Origin of the sequence: Pseudarthrobacter niigatensis (assembly GCF_030812615.1) — a bacterium.
GTDB lineage: Bacteria > Actinomycetota > Actinomycetes > Actinomycetales > Micrococcaceae > Arthrobacter > Arthrobacter niigatensis.
Genome location: NZ_JAUSTB010000004.1, coordinates 84012 through 101273, shown reverse-complemented (window position 1 = coordinate 101273; position 17262 = coordinate 84012). Strand labels below are relative to the sequence as shown.

The 17262-nt window shown below is 67.3% G+C and carries 17 protein-coding genes; 14 read left to right on the top strand and 3 right to left on the bottom strand.

From position 1 onward, the window contains the following. Nucleotides 1–52 precede the first annotated feature (52 nt). The 3 genes from dctA to treS all read left to right on the top strand — a co-directional run bounded on the left by dctA (nt 53) and on the right by treS (nt 5094). Entirely contained in the window at nt 53–1501 is a 1449-nt protein-coding gene (dctA, locus tag J2T23_RS07605; protein WP_246839807.1) for a C4-dicarboxylate transporter DctA, read from the top strand. Between the two features lies 1 nt (nt 1502). Further along, on the top strand, nt 1503–2702 hold the full coding sequence (locus tag J2T23_RS07600; RefSeq protein ID WP_307358625.1) for a glycerate kinase: 1200 nt from the start codon (nt 1503–1505) through the stop codon (nt 2700–2702). Between the two features lie 112 nt (nt 2703–2814). Then, on the top strand, nt 2815–5094 hold the full coding sequence (treS, locus tag J2T23_RS07595) for a maltose alpha-D-glucosyltransferase (RefSeq protein ID WP_307358623.1): 2280 nt from the start codon (nt 2815–2817) through the stop codon (nt 5092–5094). A gap of 35 nt (nt 5095–5129) precedes the next feature. Here treS and J2T23_RS07590 read toward each other — a convergent pair whose 3' ends face one another. After that, on the bottom strand, nt 5130–6347 hold the full coding sequence (locus tag J2T23_RS07590; RefSeq protein ID WP_307358622.1) for an ROK family transcriptional regulator: 1218 nt from the start codon (nt 6345–6347) through the stop codon (nt 5130–5132). A gap of 196 nt (nt 6348–6543) precedes the next feature. On the opposite strand from J2T23_RS07590, the gene J2T23_RS07585 reads away from it, so the two are divergent. The 10 genes from J2T23_RS07585 to J2T23_RS07540 all read left to right on the top strand — a co-directional run bounded on the left by J2T23_RS07585 (nt 6544) and on the right by J2T23_RS07540 (nt 15162). Further along, nucleotides 6544–7632 carry a Gfo/Idh/MocA family protein gene (locus J2T23_RS07585; protein WP_370871422.1) on the top strand — a complete coding sequence of 363 codons (1089 nt, stop codon included), beginning with the start codon at nt 6544–6546 and terminating at the stop codon, nt 7630–7632. A 90-nt stretch (nt 7633–7722) separates the two neighbouring features. Continuing rightward, nucleotides 7723–8235: a type 2 periplasmic-binding domain-containing protein gene (locus J2T23_RS07580; protein ID WP_307358620.1), complete on the top strand. Its 513-nt coding sequence runs from the start codon at nt 7723–7725 to the stop codon at nt 8233–8235. Nucleotides 8236–8244: 9 nt separating this feature from the next. After that, complete coding sequence (locus J2T23_RS07575) at nt 8245–9207, top strand: carbohydrate ABC transporter permease (protein ID WP_141158633.1); 963 nt, start codon at nt 8245–8247, stop codon at nt 9205–9207. Further along, on the top strand, nt 9207–10100 hold the full coding sequence (locus J2T23_RS07570; protein ID WP_018762699.1) for a carbohydrate ABC transporter permease: 894 nt from the start codon (nt 9207–9209) through the stop codon (nt 10098–10100). Before J2T23_RS07575 ends, J2T23_RS07570 begins: the two co-directional genes overlap by 1 nt. 41 nt (nt 10101–10141) lie before the next feature. After that, on the top strand, nt 10142–10894 hold the full coding sequence (locus tag J2T23_RS07565) for a sugar phosphate isomerase/epimerase family protein (protein ID WP_307358616.1): 753 nt from the start codon (nt 10142–10144) through the stop codon (nt 10892–10894). After that, nucleotides 10891–12018: a Gfo/Idh/MocA family protein gene (locus J2T23_RS07560; RefSeq protein WP_307358614.1), complete on the top strand. Its 1128-nt coding sequence runs from the start codon at nt 10891–10893 to the stop codon at nt 12016–12018. Before J2T23_RS07565 ends, J2T23_RS07560 begins: the two co-directional genes overlap by 4 nt. Nucleotides 12019–12037: 19 nt before the next feature. Then, complete coding sequence (locus J2T23_RS07555; RefSeq protein WP_307358612.1) at nt 12038–13204, top strand: Gfo/Idh/MocA family protein; 1167 nt, start codon at nt 12038–12040, stop codon at nt 13202–13204. 41 nt (nt 13205–13245) lie between these two features. Then, nucleotides 13246–14247, top strand: coding sequence for a sugar phosphate isomerase/epimerase family protein (locus J2T23_RS07550; protein ID WP_141182967.1), 1002 nt, complete (start codon nt 13246–13248; stop codon nt 14245–14247). A gap of 4 nt (nt 14248–14251) precedes the next feature. Next, nucleotides 14252–14785 carry a TolB family protein gene (locus J2T23_RS07545; protein WP_307358609.1) on the top strand — a complete coding sequence of 178 codons (534 nt, stop codon included), beginning with the start codon at nt 14252–14254 and terminating at the stop codon, nt 14783–14785. 95 nt (nt 14786–14880) lie between these two features. Further along, nucleotides 14881–15162 carry a hypothetical protein gene (locus tag J2T23_RS07540; protein ID WP_307358607.1) on the top strand — a complete coding sequence of 94 codons (282 nt, stop codon included), beginning with the start codon at nt 14881–14883 and terminating at the stop codon, nt 15160–15162. Here the strand turns inward: J2T23_RS07540 and J2T23_RS07535 are convergent. Beyond that, nucleotides 15159–16037 (bottom strand): glycosyltransferase family 2 protein, encoded by an 879-nt coding sequence (locus J2T23_RS07535; protein WP_307358605.1) that lies wholly within the window; start codon nt 16035–16037, stop codon nt 15159–15161. The two genes, J2T23_RS07540 and J2T23_RS07535, sit on opposite strands and share 4 nt — an antisense overlap. A gap of 172 nt (nt 16038–16209) precedes the next feature. Next, nucleotides 16210–16587, bottom strand: a complete 378-nt coding sequence (locus J2T23_RS07530) for a hypothetical protein (protein ID WP_307358602.1) — start codon at nt 16585–16587, stop codon at nt 16210–16212. Between the two features lie 150 nt (nt 16588–16737). Here J2T23_RS07530 and J2T23_RS07525 point away from each other — a divergent pair, with 150 nt between their 5' ends. Beyond that, nucleotides 16738–17259: a DUF6328 family protein gene (locus J2T23_RS07525; RefSeq protein ID WP_307358600.1), complete on the top strand. Its 522-nt coding sequence runs from the start codon at nt 16738–16740 to the stop codon at nt 17257–17259. Nucleotides 17260–17262: the final 3 nt, after the last annotated feature.

Genomic DNA, 17262 nt, shown 5'->3' with positions numbered 1-17262 from the left:
TCAACTTTCTTCAGAACATCCTCCAGCGACATTCCACAATGAGGTAGGAATCATGGACCACACCAGCACCGCCGCGGCTACAACAGCGGCCCCGAAAACCCGGTGGTACCGCCAGCTCTACTTTTGGGTACTGACGGCGATCGTCATCGGCATCCTGGTCGGCTGGCTTGCCCCGGCAACCGGTATCGCCATGGAACCGATCGGCACCACTTTCGTGAACGCGATGAAGATGCTCATCGGGCCCATCGTGTTCCTCACGATCGTCGGCGGCATCGCCAGCGTGGCGGACCTGAAGAAGGTGGGCATGACCGGGCTGAAGGCGCTGACCTACTTCCAGGTCGGCACCATCTGCGCCCTGGCATTCGGCCTGGTGGCCATCAACGTCTTCCGGCTCGGCGAAGGCGTGAACGCCGATCCCGGTGCCATCAAGACCTCGGACTCGGCCGCCAAGCTGATCGATGCGGGGCAGCACCAGGAATGGTGGCAGTTCATCACCAACATCATCCCCACCAGCGTGGTCCAGCCCTTCGTGGTTGGCGACATCCTGCAAATCATCTTCATTGCGGTGGTCTTCGGGATCGCCCTGAACGCCATGGGCAAGGTGGGCGCCCCGGTCCTGGACGGGGTGCAGCGACTGACCGGGGTCATGTTCAAGATCCTCGGCTTCATCATGAAGGCCGCGCCCCTGGGAGCCTTCGGCGCCATGGCCTTTGCCGTGGGCAAGTACGGCGTCTCATCGCTCACCAGCATGGGCGGCCTGATCGCCCTGTTCTACGCCACATCCATCCTGTTCGTCGTGGTGGTGCTCGGCTCGGTCATGGCGTTCCTGAAGCTGAACATCTTCAGCATGATCCGGCACCTCAAGGAGGAGTACATGCTCATCCTCGGCACCTCCACCGCCGAGCCCGCCCTTCCCGGCCTGATGCGCAAGCTTGAGAATGCCGGTGTCAAGAAGGAAACGGTCGGCCTGGTGGTCCCCACCGGCTACAGCTTCAACCTGGACGGCGCCGCCATCTACCTGTCTTTGGCCGCCCTCTACATTGCCCAGGCCACCAACACCCACCTGAGCATTGGCCAGCAGCTGGGCCTGCTCGCGGTCATGCTGCTCACCTCCAAGGGTGCGGCAGGAGTCGCCGGCGGCGGCTTCATCGCCCTCACCGCCACCCTGGCCACCATCGGCACCATCCCCGCCGCCGGAATCATGCTGATCTTCGGCATTGACAAGTTCATGTCCGAATGCCGGGCCCTGGTCAACTTCACGGGCAACGCCGTGGCCACCCTGTTCATCGCCTGGTGGGACCGCACCCTCGACGCCGACCGTGTGCGCCGCGTCTTCGCCGGCGAAGCCGTGGACCCGCTTCCCGTCACGGCGCCGGGCCACCTCGAGGCCACCGACGGTTCAGGCGCCCACCCCCACAAGGAGCCTGCCCTCCAGGAAGGCGCGACCGGCGTCGAGCCTTCCCTGCCTGCCCGCCACCCCGCCTACTCCGAAACGGCCTGACATGCCCGTCAACACCACCACGGTCCGTGCCCTGATCGCACCCGACAAATTCAAGGGCAGCCTCACCGCAGGCGAGGTGGCACAAGCCCTGGCGGCCGGGCTCCGGTCCACCGCCGGGGCCCCCGGGGCCATCGAATGCGAGCTGCTGCCGCTGGCCGACGGCGGGGACGGCAGCGTGGACGCCGCTGTCTCAGCCGGCTTCGCCCGGCACACCTGCTCCGTCACGGGCCCCACAGGGCAAAGGGTCCAGTCGTCCATCGCCTTCGACGGCGTCACAGCCGTCGTGGAAGTCGCCAACACCTGCGGGATCGCGCTCCTGGCGGACGGCTCCCTGGATGCCCTCAATGCATCCAGCCGCGGTTTCGGTGAGGCAGTCCGGTTCGCCCTGGGCCTGTCGCCCGCGCGGATCGTGCTGGCTCTGGGCGGGAGCGCCAGCACGGACGGCGGCATGGGAATGCTGTCCGCCCTGGGATACGCCTTCCTCGCAGCCGACGGCACGGTACTGCCGGGGACCGGCCATGCACTCGGCAGCATCCACGCCGTCCGCGGTTCCCTCCTGCCAGGCCTGGCAGGGACGGAACTGGTGGTCGCCAGCGACGTCTCCAACCCCCTGACCGGGCCAGCCGGGGCAGCGGCCGTCTTCGGGCCGCAAAAAGGCGCCGGCCCGGCGGATGTCGCGGCCCTCGACGCCGGGCTGGAACACTTCGTTGGCAGGATGGCGGACGCAGGGTTTGGGGCCGCGGCCAGCCTGGCACGGCATGACGGAGCCGGCAGCGCCGGGGGAATCGGATTCGCCTGCCTGCTCCTGGGCGCGCGCCAGGTCTCCGGAGCGGACTTCTTCCTGGACCTGCTGGACTTCGATGCCCGCAAGGCCGGCTGCGACGTCGTCATCACGGGCGAAGGCAGCATCGATGCGCAGACCCTCGCCGGCAAACTGCCCGCCGCGGTGGCCCGCCGCTCCGGCACCCGCACCCTCATCGCCGTGGCCGGCCGCTCCCTGCTCCCCCGGGAACGCTGGGCGGACCTGTCCCTGGCGCAGGTCTACGCCCTGGCTGACTACACCAGCCGGGATTCCGCCAAGGACCCTCTACTGTCCGCAGCCCTGCTCACCCGGATCGGCCGCGACATCGGCCGGCAGATCGGGCAAGGCATCCGCCAGCCCGGCACGTTTGTCCCTTCCGCCGGCTCCGCCGGGCAGTAGCATCGGGAGAGGGAACACCGAATACTCCCTGCTCGCTTGGGTACCTGACCTTGGGCAAGGGGTCTTGGAGCATCCATGCCAGCACGGAAACGAGCAACGGAAAGAGGAGCTTATGCGGGAGCCGGGCACCAGCGAGCGTACTTCGGAAGCGGATGATTCCGCGCAGGCCAGCGTGGAAGTGGAAGAGGACGCGGCGGAGCCGTCACCGGACCTTGAGGTCACGTTCGACGAGCAGTTCTTCGCGGCCCGCCCCAAGGCCCTGCGTCCCATCGCGCGCCGGCGGCAGTTCGTGGGCAGCCGGCCATCCTTCGAATTCGACGGGCGTAACGCGGCATACGTGGAGTGGCTGCGGAACCAGGCCATGCTCGGTGACGCGAACACGCTGGCACGGCAGCTGTCCGGCCAGGCCAGCATGTGGCAGAACTCGTACGCGCACCCCAACCCGCGGGCCGCCGTCGAACGCGCCTCCGTATGGTTCACCGCCTACCCGCTGTCCTTCATCACCCGGACCGGCCAGTCATTCCTGTCCGCCCTTGGCGACCCCGAAATGTGGAAGGCGTTCCGCGAGATCGGGATCCGCGGGATCCACACCGGGCCCGTGAAGCTCGCCGGCGGCATCAGCGGCTGGTCCCACACGCCCAGCGTGGACGGGCACTTTGACCGCATCAGCATGGCGATCGACCCCGTCTTCGGCACCGAGGAAGAGTTCCGCAGTATGTGCGAGGTGGCCGCGGAGCACGACGGCACCGTCATTGACGACATCGTCCCCGGCCACACCGGAAAGGGCGCGGACTTCCGCCTGGCAGAGATGAATTTCCGCGATTACCCGGGGATCTACCACATGGTGGACATTCCGGAAGAGGACTGGAACCTGCTCCCGGACGTCCCGGAAGGCGCAGACTCGGTCAACCTCAGCCCCGACTCGGAGCAGGCGCTCCAGAAGGCCGGCTACATCATCGGCCGGCTGCAGCGGGTCATCTTCTACGAGCCCGGCGTCAAGGAAACCAACTGGAGTGCCACGCGGCCCATTGTGGACACCACCGGCAAGACCCGCCGCTGGGTCTACCTGCACTACTTCAAGGCCGGCCAGCCCTCCATTAACTGGCTTGACCCAACGTTCGCCGGGATGCGCCTGGTGGTGGGCGACGCCCTGCACTCGCTGGTGGACCTTGGCACGGGGGCGCTGCGCCTCGACGCCAACGGCTTCCTGGGCGTGGAGAAGAGCGCCGAAGAGCAGCCCGGCTGGTCCGAAGGCCACCCGTTGTCCGAGGCCGCCAACCAGCTCATCGGCTCCATGATCCGCAAGGTGGGCGGATTCTCCTTCCAGGAGCTGAACCTGACCATTGATGACATCAAGGCAACCTCGGAGGCAGGCCCGGACCTCTCCTACGACTTCATCACCCGGCCGGCGTACCACTACGCGCTGGTCACCGCCGATACCGAGTTCCTGCGGCTGACCCTCCGCCTGTCCATGGAAATCGGGGTGGACCAGGCCTCACTGGTGCACGCTTTGCAGAACCATGACGAACTCACCTACGAACTGCTGCACTTCGCCGCCGGCCACCGGGACGAGATGTTCGAGCTTAACGGCGAGGAACTCACGGGCGGCCAGCTGGCCGAGAACGTGCAGCAGACCCTGCGGGACCGGCTCACCGGCGAGAATGCGCCCTACAATGCCGTGTTCACCACCAACGGCATCGCCTGCACCACGGTCAGCTTCATCATGGCCGCCCTGGGGATCAAGGACCCGGCCGCCGTCACCCCGGAGCAGGAGGCGCAGATCCGGGATGTGCACCTGCTCCTGGCCATGTACAACGCCCTGCAGCCCGGCGTCTTTGCCCTGTCCGGCTGGGACCTCACCGGCATCCTGGCACTGGACCGCAGCAGCGTGGGCGAGCTCACGTCACAGGGTGACACGCGCTGGATCAACCGCGGCGCCCACGACCTCATGGGAACCAGCCCGGACGCCACCAACTCATCGGCGGGAATGCCGAGGGCCCGCAGCCTGTACGGTTCACTGCCGGACCAGCTGCAGGACCAGGACTCATTCGCACGGCGGCTGCAGCGGATCCTCGCCGTGCGCGAGGAAAACGGGATCGCCACCGGCACCCTCCTGGACGTGCCGGACGTCTCCAACCGCGCCGCGCTGGTGCTGGTCAACCGGCTGAAGGACGGGGCCCTGCAGGTCACTGCCCTGAACTTCTCCGGCCAGGACATCACCGGCAGCATCCAGTCCAACGAACTGCCATCCGGCGCCAACGTCCAGGACCTGTTCAGTGGGGAGACCGTGGCGCAGGTGGACGACCTGCACAGCTTCTTCCTCGAGCTGCCTGCCTACGGCGGAACGGCCCTGCTGTTGACCGAGGCGCCCGAACCGGAGGCGGAGGCGTAAGAAGCCGCCGGATGGCGCCGGGCACCGCCCCGGCGCTACCCGGCGATGGCGCCTGACAGCGTGGCTTCAATGATGGCAGGCGAGAGCACGTACTGGGTGACCAGCTGGCTTGCCCCGAGCACGGCGGCCTGGCTTCCGGCGCGGGAGACATTGATGCGCAGGTGGGAGGTGGCCAGTGGCGGCGAGCGCCGGTACACCACCTCGCGGATGCCGGCCACCAGGTGCTCTCCTGTTTCGCCCACGCTTCCGCCCACCACGATGACGGACGGATTGAGCAGGTTGACCACCGTGGCCAGTACCTCGCCGATGTCCCGGCCGGCCTGGCGCAGGGCCTGGATGGCCTGCAGGTTGCCGTCTGCGGCGAGCCGGAGCACGTCCGCGCCCCTGGCCACGTCCAGTCCCTGCTCCTTCAGGGAACGCACGACGGCGGGACCGGACGCCAGCGCCTCCAGGCACCCATAGTTTCCGCAGGCGCAGAGGACATCCGCGCCCCGTGCCACCTGGACGTGGCCAAGGTCCCCCGCCGTGCCATTGGCCCCGCGCTGGAGTTGGCCGTTGCTGATAATGCCGGAGCCGATGCCAGTGGCCACCTTCACGAAGAAGAAGTTGCTGTGTTCGGGCCAGTGCGCGGACTGCTCCCCAAGCGCCATGATGTTCACGTCGTTGTCCACCAGAACGTGGACGGGCAGGGACTGCTGGACGTAGCTGACCACGTCGAACCCGTCCCAGCCCGGCATGATGGGCGGCTTGACGGGCTTGCCGGTGTCATGTTCCACCGGCCCGGGCAGCCCGATGCCGATCCCGGCCAGTTCCGCAACGGTCCGTCCGGTGGACGCCAGCAGTTCCTTGCCCTGCGCCACCACCTGGTCCAGCACGGCTTCCGGCCCGTCGGCCACCTGCTGCGCCAGCCGGTGTTCGGCCAGGATGTTTCCACCAAGGTCCGTCAGTGCAACGATGACGTGCGTGGCGCCCACGTCCACGGCCAGCACCAGGCGGGCAGACGGGTTGAAGGCAAAGCGCGACGGCGGCCTGCCGCCGCTGGAGAGGGCTTCCCCTGCCGGGCCCACCAGGCCGGACAGCATGAGCGCATCGATCCGGGAGGCCACCGTGGAGCGGGCCAGCCCGGTGCTCAGGGCAAGCTCGGCGCGGGTGCGGGCCCTGCCGTCGCGGAGCAGTTGGAACAGGTCCCCGGCACGCGACAGGCTGCCGACGTCGGAGTCTTTTCCGGCCTGCCTGCCCGTCGTTGAAGTCATGTCTAAGTCATAACACTGTTACTTAGTGCTGTCACCACAGCAGAAGAATGACGCGAAACAAACAACTTTTGCTTGACGCGCGTCAAAAGTACATCTACGTTGTGATTCAGGGCACATTCGCGGTTCCGATGGCAACCATCCGCCGCGCTGATCCCTCCGGTACTCCAGAGTCCGCCTTACAAAGAGGTAATAGAACTTGTCCCACATCGAAGCGCCAGCAGAACGGCCCCTGGGCGTCGGCATCCTCGGCGCCGGGCCGGTCACCCAGGCCATCCACCTTCCGGCTCTGGCCCGGCTCCAGGACATCCTGGAAGTACGGCACATCATGGACGTGGACCCTGCGGTTGCCTCCTCGGTGGCAGCGCGCGTCGGTGCGGTCTCCAGCTCCGGCATGGACGCCCTGCTGAGCGACCCCGGCGTGGACATCGTCGCCATCTGCAGCCCCCACCAGTTCCACGCGGACCAGGTCATCGCGGCGTGCCGCGCCGGCAAGCAGGCGGTCCTCTGCGAGAAGCCCTTCGCCATGAACGGCGAGGAGGCAGCCAGGATCGCGGACGCCAGCGCCGCGACGGGCGTGCCGATCGTGGTGGGAGCCATGCACACGTTCGATCCCGGCTGGCTGGCGGCGGAACAGAACTGGGGTGACCTCCCGGAGCGCGTCCACACCCTTCGCTCCTCGATCGTCCTGCCGCCGAATGCCCGCTTCGAAGACTTTGCCACCGAAATCATCACCCGCCCCGCCGCGGGCAACCCCGATTACTCCGACATCGGGGTCATCAAGGCCTTGATGCAGGGCGGGATCATGGGCCTGGCCATCCACGATCTCCCCCTGGTGCGCCGGTTCACCCCGGACTTCGGCGACATCGAGGTGCTCCAGGCGCGGCACGTGCGGCCCTCCGGCTACGTGGTTTCGCTCCGGACGCCCACCCGCGTGATCGAACTGCGGGCCGTCATGAACAGCACCTGGAAGCCGGAGTGGACCTTCGAGGCCATCGCCGACGACTCTGCGCTCCACATCGACTTCACGCCGTCCTACGTCCAGGCCGGGTCCGCTGTGGCCACCTTTTCCCGCGACGGCCAGGCCACCAGCTACGGCCCTTACGGCCACAACGGCTACGAAGGCGAGTGGCGCCACCTTGCCGAACTGGCCCGCGGAACCCGCCAGGCTCCCTCCGCCCAAACTTTGATCGATGACCTCACGTTTGCGCTTGCCATCTCCGAGGCCACCGTGCAGAACGTTGCCGCGGGACAAGCGGCCGCTGAAAAGGCAGGAGCCAACGCATGAGCGCCTACACAGTGGCAGCAACGCCCCGGGCTGGAGCTCGTCTCCAATGGCATCGTCGACCCGGCCGCGGTCAGCTACACCACGGACAACATGTCCGCCCAGTGGAAGGACGGCAAGGCCGGCTACGGCCTGTTCCAGGTGAACGTCCCGCAGCGCGTGGGCGACACCTCCGGCGACCTGCTGGTGGCTGACCCCATCAAGGGCCCGCACGGCGACAAGGCCACCATCGTCTTCCCGAACAACATCATGATGTACACCAACACACCGTCGCAGGACGCCTCGGAGGAGTTCCTGGTGTACTACCTGGGCCAGCTCAAGCAGCTGTGGCAGAAGAAGCTGATGTCCGCCCTCCCGGTCTTCAAGTCCATCACCGAGATTCCGGAATTCGCCAACGACCCCAACAACGTCAAGATCGTCAAGGACTGGCAGCCCATCGCCAAGACCTTCGCCGCCCAGGGCAGCAGGCTCAACGCCAACCTCGCCGCACTCGACGGCGGCCAGGCCCTGAACCAGTTCAGCCAGACCATCATCACCGGAAAGGCCGACGCCAAGACCGCCCTGCAGACCTTCCAGTCCGGCCTCGAGTCCGTCCTGAAGAAGTAAGCGCCCGCCATGTCCTCCACCACTGCACAATCCGGCCTCGCCCGGGCCCGCCGCGGGCTTGCCCCCGGCGGGTCCGGGGCCGCCCCCGGCAAACGCAAGAGCAAACTCTCGGCCCAGGCCACCAGGACCTTCTTCTGGCTCCTGCTCCCCTCCGTGGTCCTCCTGGTCCTGATCCACGGCTACCCGCTGATCTATGCCGCGGTCCAGGCGACGCACGATGGCGACCTGCTCCAGACCGGCAACTTCGTCGGCGTCCAGAACTTCACCACCGTCCTGACCTCGCCGGCGTTCTGGAAAGCCGCCCAGTTCACCCTCTGGTTCACCATCGTGGGCGTGTTCGGATCCTGGCTCGTGGGCCTGGGCCTCGCCCTGCTCCTGCGCACCAAGATCCCCGCCGGCAATACGTTCAAGGTCCTGCTGCTCCTGCCCTGGGTGGTGCCGATCGTGGTGTCCTCCACCGCCTGGAACTGGCTGGTGGCCACCCCGGACAGCCTGATCCCGTCGCTGTTCCGGAACCTCGGCCTGGGCACCCCGCTCTTCCTGGCCGACCCCACCCTGGCCTCCATCACCGTGATGGTCTTCAAAGTCTGGGTCAGCTTCCCGTTCATGATGATGATGATCTCGGCCGCCCTGGCGTCCGTGGACACCACCGTCTACGAGGCCGCCAGCATGGACGGCGCCAGCCGCTGGCAGCAATTCACCCAGATCACCCTGCCGCTGATCGCCCGCTCCACCTACATCAGCTGGATCCTGATGACCATCTTCTGCGTCAACGACTTCCCCACCATCTACCTGCTCACCGGCGGCGGCCCGGTCAACGCCACCACCTCCCTGGTGGTCCTGGCCTACCGCACCGTGTTCCAGGACTTCGCCACCGGCCCCGGCGTGGCCATCGCCTTCCTCATGACCATGACCCTGGTGGTCATCTCGGTCATCCTGTACCGCCAGATCCGAAAGTCGAGTGTCGAATAATGAGCGCAGCAGTCCACGCCCATCCCCAGTCCGGCCCGGCCCTCGGCGTCGGCCAGGCAGGCAACACCCGCCGGGTACTCTCCGAAGCCGGCCAACGCGGCCGCTGGTGGCGGTTCATCGCCATCCTCATCATCACCGCGATCGTGCTGGTGCCCATCATGGTCACCATCGTGCTCGCCTTCACCCCTGGCCCCAACAGCACCGCCACCGGCCTGACCTTCGAGAACCTCAGCAACGTCTTCTCCAAGACCCTTGCCGCCACGTGGCTGAAGAACAGCCTGGTCACCACCCTCTCCACCGTGGTGGTGTCGGTGGCGGTGGCCGCACCCGCCGGCTACGTCCTCTCCCGCGGCCGGTCCAAGGCCGTCTCCGGCTACTCCCTGCTCCTGTTCGTCATGCAGTCACTGCCCATCATCACCTCGGTGGTGCCGCTGTTCATCCTGTTCGCCGGGATGGGCCTGGTGGACAACCTCCTGGGCCTGACCATCATCTACGTCGGTTCCACCATGACGGTGGCCACCTGGATGATGGCCGCGTACTTCGACTCCATCCCCATCAGCCTCGAGGAAGCGTCCTGGATCGACGGTTGCTCCGTCTTCGGATCCTTCACCAAAGTGGTCCTCCGGAACTCCCTCCCCGGCGTCCTCTCCACCGCCATCTTCGCCTTCCTCCTGGCCTGGAACGACTACCTCGTGGCCATCGTCTTCCTCCGCTCCAACGAAATCTTCACCCTTCCCATGGGCGTGCAGTCGTTCTTCCAGCAAAACGCGACAGACTGGACGTCAGTCATGGCCCTGGCCGTGGTCATGATGCTCCCGCCCGTCATCGTGTTCGCCGCCCTGAACAAATACTTCAGCGTCGGTGGCATCGGCGGCTCCCTCGCGGGCCGCTGACCCCAACCCCAACGACCTCTACAAAACCGCTAAGGAAACCCATGTCCTACTCACTGCAGCTTTATACGCTCCGCAACGCCATCTCCGAGGACCTGCCCGGCACGATCAAGAGGGTTGCCGATATTGGCTACACCCAGGTTGAGCCCTACAACTTCGTGGCCACGGCCAAGGAACTCGGCGCAGCCCTGAAAGAGAACGGCCTCACCGCGCCGTCCGGCCACGCCCCGCTGATGAGCCAGGACCAGGACGAGATCTTCACCGCGGCCAAGGAACTGGGCATCAGCACGGTCATTGACCCGTTCCTGCCCGCCGAGCACTGGCAGAAGGCCGAAGACATCCAAGCCACAGCCGAAAAGCTCAACCAGGCTGCCAGTAAGGGGGCCGGGTACGGCATCCGGGTGGGCTACCACAACCACGCCTGGGAGCTGGAGTCCATCATTGACGGCCGCACCGCGCTGGAATACTTCGAATCCCTGCTGGACCCGGAACTCGTCCTCGAAGTGGACACGTACTGGGTAGCCGTTGGCGGCCAGGACCCGGTGGACATCCTGGCAAAGTTGGGTGACCGGGTGAAGTTCATCCACATCAAGGACGGCCCCCTCACCAGGGACAACAAGGCCCAGCAGCCGGCAGGCCAGGGCAAAGTGCCGGTCATGGACGTGATCGCCGCGGCCACGTCGCTGGAAGTGGGAGTCGTGGAATTCGACGACTACGCCGGTGACATCTTCGATGGCATCGCCCAGAGCCTTGCTTTCCTGAACAGCAACACCGCAGCCGAGGGGGCCAACGCATGAGCACCCCCGCAGCACAATCTCCCCGCAAGGGCCCGGTGGGCGTCGGCGTGATCGGCGCCGGCGTGATCAGCAAGCAGTACCTGGACAACCTCACGGCGTTCCCGGACCTGAAGGTCCACGTCATCGCAGACCTCTTCGAGGAAGCCGCCGAGGCGCGGGCCAAGGAGTACGGCGTCCCCGAGTGGGGCGGGGTGGAGAAGGCCCTGAACCATCCCGACGTCGAAATCATCGTCAACCTCACCATCCCGGCAGCACACGTGGAGGTGGCCACCGCCGCCGTCAACGCAGGAAAGCACGTCTGGACCGAGAAGCCCTTCTCCCTGGACCGCGAGTCCGGGCTCGGCCTGCTCAAGACGGCGGACACCGCCGGTATGCGCCTGGGCTGTGCCCCGGACACCTTCCTCGGCGCCGGCATCCAGACCGCCCTGCGCCTGATCCAGCGCGGCGACATCGGCACCCCGCTGACGGCGATGACCACCTTCCAGACCCCCGGCCCGGAGTCCTGGCACCCCAACCCGGCCTTCCTCTTCCAGCACGGCGCCGGCCCGCTGTTCGACATGGGCCCGTACTACCTCACCACCCTGGTCCAGGCCTTCGGCTCCATCCGCAAGGTGGCCGCCGTCGGGTCCAAGGCCAAGGACGTCCGCGTGATCGGTTCCGGCCCCAAGGCGGGCGAGGAGTTCACCGTCGAGGTGCCCACCCACGTCTCGGCCATGGCGCAGTTCGAGTCCGGCGCCTCCTCGCACAGCGTCTTCTCCTTCGAGTCCCCCCGGACCCGGCTGGGCTTCGTGGAGATCACGGGCACCGAAGCAACCCTGTCGCTGCCGGACCCCAACTACTTCACCGGCGACATCAAGCTCTGGCGTGCCGGCGACGAGGACTGGACCACCGTTCCGGCCACCGGGCCCGCCAACGGCCGCGGCATGGGCGTCCTGGACATGGCACGCTCCCTCCGCGCCGGCGTCCCGCACCGCGCCACCGGCGACCTGGCGTACCACGTGCTGGACACCATGGTTTCCATCAGTGAGTCCATCGACTCCGGCACGTTCATCGACGTCGAAAGCTCCGCCCCGGCATCCTCCGCCATCCCGGAGGACTGGGCTCCGGAAACCGCCACCCTCTGACAGGCAGCAGGAACGCATCATGAGCACACCCGCACACCCTTCCGATTCCACGCCCTCCCGTCCCCTGGGGGTGGCCGCGATCGGTTATGCCTTCATGGGCAAGGCGCATTCCAACGCGTGGCGGAATGTGGCCAGCTTCTTCGACGTCCCGGCCTTCGAGCAGAAGGTCCTCGTGGGCCGGGACGCGGACGCCGTGGCCGAGGCCGCTGCCAGGTACGGGTGGGCCGAATCGGCAACGGACTGGCGCACCGTGATCGAACGGGACGACATCGACATCGTAGATATCTGCGCCCCCGGCTGGATGCACGCGGAAATCGCGGTCGCCGCCCTGGCGGCGGGCAAGCACGTCCTGGTGGAAAAGCCCCTGGCCAACACCCTGGCCGAGGCCGAACTCATGACCGCCGCGGCGGCCAAGGCCCGGGCCGGGGGCGTGCAGTCGATGATCGGCTTTAACTACCGCCGGGTCCCGGCGCTGGCCCTGGCCAGGGAGCTGATCGCGGAAGGCCGGCTGGGCACGGTCCGGCACGTCCGCGCGGCGTACCTGCAGGACTGGCTCGCCGATGCCCAGGCGCCCATGACGTGGCGGCTGCGGAAGGAAACCGCCGGGTCAGGCGCGCTCGGGGACATCGCCTCCCACGCCATCGACCAGGTTCTGTTCCTCCTGGGCGGCGAGGTCAACGAGGTCACCGGCCGGCTCAACACCTTCGTGGACCGCCGCCCCGGCGAGAACGGCCTGGAGGACGTCACGGTCGACGACGCCGCCTGGGCCACGCTGTCCCTCGCCTCGGGGGCCATCGCCTCTGTCGAGGTTTCCCGGGTGGCCACCGGACGGAAGAACAGCCTCCAGATCGAGGTCTACGGCGACAAAGGCAGCCTGCTGTTCGACCTCGAAAACCTCAACGAACTGGGCTTCCTGGACGCCACCCTCCCCGTCCGTGAGCAGGGCTTCCGCCGCATCCTGGTCAACGAACCCGAGCACCCGTACATCGAAGCCTGGTGGCCCCAGGGCCACATCATCGGCTGGGAACACACCTTCACCCACCAGGTCCGCGACTTCCTGCTGGCGGTCCGGGACGGAACCCAGCCGTCGCCGTCGTTCGAGGAAGGCCTCAACGTCCAACACATCCTCAGTGCCGTGGAGGAATCCGCAGCCAACAAGAGCACGCTCACCGTAGTCCGCCGCTAGGGCGCCACCGCGCGCCAGCCAGCCACCAGCCAAGGAGATCCATGTCCCGCCCATTCACCCTGTTTACCGGCCAGTGGGCCGACCTGCCCTTCGAAGAAGTCGCGAAACTGGCTTCCGGCTGGGGCTACGACGGCCTGGAAATCGCCGTCTCCGGAGACCACCTGGACGCCTGGCGCTGGGATGAACCCGGCTACGTGGACTCCAAGCTGGAAATCCTTGACAAGTACAACCTCAAGGTCTGGGCCATCTCCAACCACCTCAAAGGCCAGGCCGTCTGCGATGACCCCATCGACTTCCGCCACCAGGCCATCGTCGGATCCAAAGTCTGGGGCGACGGCGACCCCGAAGGCGTCCGCCAACGCGCCGCCGAGGAAATGAAACACACCGCCCGGCTGGCCAAGGCACTCGGGGTGGACACCGTGGTCGGGTTCACCGGCTCCGCCATCTGGCAGTACGTGGCCATGTTCCCGCCCGTCCCGGAAAAAGTCATCGACGCCGGCTACCAGGACTTCGCCGACCGCTGGAACCCCATCCTGGACGTCTTCGACGAACAAGGCGTCCGGTTCGCCCACGAAGTCCACCCCTCCGAGATCGCGTACGACTACTGGACCACCGTCCGCACCCTCGAGGCGATCGGCCACCGCGAAGCATTCGGCCTGAACTGGGACCCCTCGCACATGATGTGGCAGGGCATCGACCCCGTCTCCTTCATCTGGGATTTCAAGGACCGGATCTACCACGTGGACTGCAAGGACACCAAGATCCGCCAGACCGGCCGCAACACCGTCCTTGGCTCCCACCTGCCCTGGGGCGACCCCCGCCGCGGCTGGGACTTCGTCTCCGCCGGCCGCGGCGACGTCCCCTGGGAAGCCTCCTTCCGGGCGCTGGCCGCCATCGGCTACGACGGCCCCATCAGCATCGAATGGGAAGACGCCGGGATGGACCGCCTCCACGGCGCACCCGAAGCCCTCGCCGCCCTGAAGAAGTACGACTTCCCGGCCTCCCAAACCAGCTTCGACGCGGCCTTCAGCAGCAAGGACTGACCCGGTGCGCGGGCTGTCGCCGGGGCAGCAGTGCGAGGTGTGGATCGCCTCAGCCACGGGAGCGTTGGACCTTGCATACTCCACGGGGAATATGCTTCTCGAGGCGCCCAACTGGTCCCTCGACGGATCATCGCTGATCCTCAACGGGGACGGCAAACTGTGGCGCCTGGGCCTGGCGGACGGGTCCCTCGCCGAGGTCCCGGTGACCGGCGTTCCTGCCCTGAACAACGACCACGTCCTGGCCCCGGACGGGAAAACAATCTACGTGTCCGCGGATGACGGGCACATCTACCGGGCGCCCCTTGCGGGCGGGCCGGCCACCAGGGTGACCGGCGACGACGGGTCCTTCCACTTCCTGCACGGCGTCAGCCCGGACGGCAGTGAGCTCGCTTATGTCGGAATCGAGGCGGGAGACTTTACCCGGCCCGGCCGGCTGGTGACCATGCCGTCCGACGGCGGTGCCGCTGCCGCCGTCGACGTCGGGCCGGGCCACTGCGACGGTCCGAGTACTCGCCCGACGGGAAATGGCTGTACCTGAACACGGAATCCTTCAGCACCGTTCCCGGCCACGCCCAGCTGGCCCGCGTCCGACCGGACGGCAGCCAATTCGAACAGCTCCTGGCGAGCGGCACGGTGGACTGGTTCCCGCATCTCTCCCCGGACGGCAGCCTGGCCAGCTACGTCCGCTTCCCCGCCGGAACGCAAGGCCACCCCGCGGACCTGCCGGTCGACGTCGTCCTTGTCGCCACGGACGACTGGGCCACCCCGCTGCAGACCTGGCCGGTCTCCGGCGGCCAGGGCACCCTCAACGTCAACAGCTGGTCGCTTGCCTCCGACCGCTTCGCCTGCGTGGCATACCCGGGTCGGGAGCAGCCGGCAGCGGAGCCTGAAGCCCGCCGCCACCCGGGCCACTAAGGCGCCTGGGCGGACCCGCGGTCCAGGACAACGTCGTACGCTTCCACCCGGCGGTCCGTTACCGTCGTAGGCGATTCCAGATGCACTGCCCCGGAGGGCAGGATGCCCGCGCCGCCATACCGCTCCATCACCTGCCATTGCGCCACCACGTCCTCCCCGGCGTGCCCGGCCGGAAGGCTGCTCCAAAAACGGAACCCACCGGCGTCGACCAGCAACTGCCTGCGGTAGAGCACGCAGCCACCCAGCCACGCCACGTGGTACGGCACCCACTCGCCCGGTTCCAGGGAAAGGTCAGCGCCGAGGTGGCTGAGGTTCGCCGCGTTGTGCAGCGGCCAGCGATCGAACCCCGGACCTTCCGGGCGGATCCGTTCGGGAGTCACCGGCCCGTCCCATGCCTCGAAGGGTGCCGTCTGATCGGGCCTGCGGTCAGCCAGGAAGGATAGACCCTGCGGCGCCATGCCCACGAAACCGCAGCCAAGCTCTTCCAGGGCCCGGCTCAGCACGTCCAGTGCGCCGGGTTCAAGCCAGACGTCGTCGTCCAGGAACAGGCACTGGCCGGCGGTGGACTGCTCCAGCAGGTACTGCCGGTGTTCGGCGAGCCCACGCCGCGGAAGGTGGCGCAGCAGCGTGACGGGGCGGCCCTGCGCCTGGAGTACCCGCACCATGGCTGCGGCGGCCGGGTGTTCCCAGGCGGGTTGGCCCGCTGACTGGTCGCTCACCACGACGGCGAACGCCGGGTCCTCCTGGCCGGCAAGTCCGGCGAGGGTGACGGCGAGCTCGGCCGGCCGGTTGCAGGTAGGCACCAGGACATCCACTGCCGCCCCATCCCGCTGGTCCGTGGGCCGCGCCCACTGCCCTGAAGATCTCCTGCCCACGGTCCACCTTCCTGGCATCGATATCGGGTCCGGCACGGGGCGCCCCCCGCTCCTGCCGGCGTGGTTTCGCGTGTTCCGTACCCAGCCGGACCCGATGTATGCGGGCACGGAAAGGCCCCGGTTACGGCTGCCGGCGGGGCAGCAGGAACCGGGGCCTGCGGGGAAAGCTGGCTTATCCGGCGTCGAAGCTTTCGTCGTCGTCATTGGGCGATTCTTCTTGCGGAAGGTCGTTGCCGCTGCCGTCCGGGATGCCCGTGGCTTCCTGGCCCGACTCCGAGGAGTTCGGCGCCGACCCCTGGGAATCGTCGTTGGACTCATCGATTTCCGCGGCACTGGACGGGAGGTCCATGTCGTGCGGGACCGGGTCCTGGCCCGTCCCGGACTGCGGTTCGTTGGTGTCCGCGCCCGCGGGCGAAGCACCGCCGGACTGCCGGGCGCCGCTGCTGGACTGCTGGCCGCCCTGAGTGCCCGCCGCTTCCTGCTCGGCGGTGGGGGTGCCGTAGCCGCCCGGGGCCGACTCGGGTTCAGCCTGCTGGTTTTCCTGCGTCATGCTTCCTCCTGTTGTGCGTTGCCGATGGTGCACGGGTAATAATCAGTAAACTTATCAAATGTGGGCACAGGCGCAACGGGCAGCCGCCTTTCTGGGTACGGGAGGAGTAGAAAGAAGACGTGGGTCCCCGCCGCAGAGGAAGGAGCGCCGATGTCCGATGTTGAGGACTACACCGGCCGCACGGGCCGGAACGAGACCCGCGAGGAGCAGCTGGACCGCAACTGGGCCGAACTCCTCCAGGAGTTGCGCGTACTCCAGACCGGCGTGCAGATCCTTGCCGGCTTCCTGCTGACACTGCCATTCCAGCAGCGGTTCGAAAAGCTGGACGGCTGGGAGGTTGGCCTCTACCTCGCCAACGTGGTGATTGCCGCCCTGACCACGGCCTTCATCCTCCTCCCGGTCAGCGTGCACCGGCGGCTCTTCCGGAAGCGGCTCAAGGAGACGCTGGTTTCCAGCGCCGACACCATCACCAAGATCGCACTCGGCGGCATTGCCCTGTTGAGCGCCGGAACCGCCGCCCTGGTCTTCGATGTCGCGGCAGGAAGGTCTGCCGGCGTCACGGCCGGCGGTGCACTGCTGGGCGTCATGGTAGTGATGCTGGTGTTCGTTCCCCTTCGCCTGAACAAGCGGGCCACCGGGAGGATCCTTCCGCCGGCACGAAGCAAGGAGTGATGA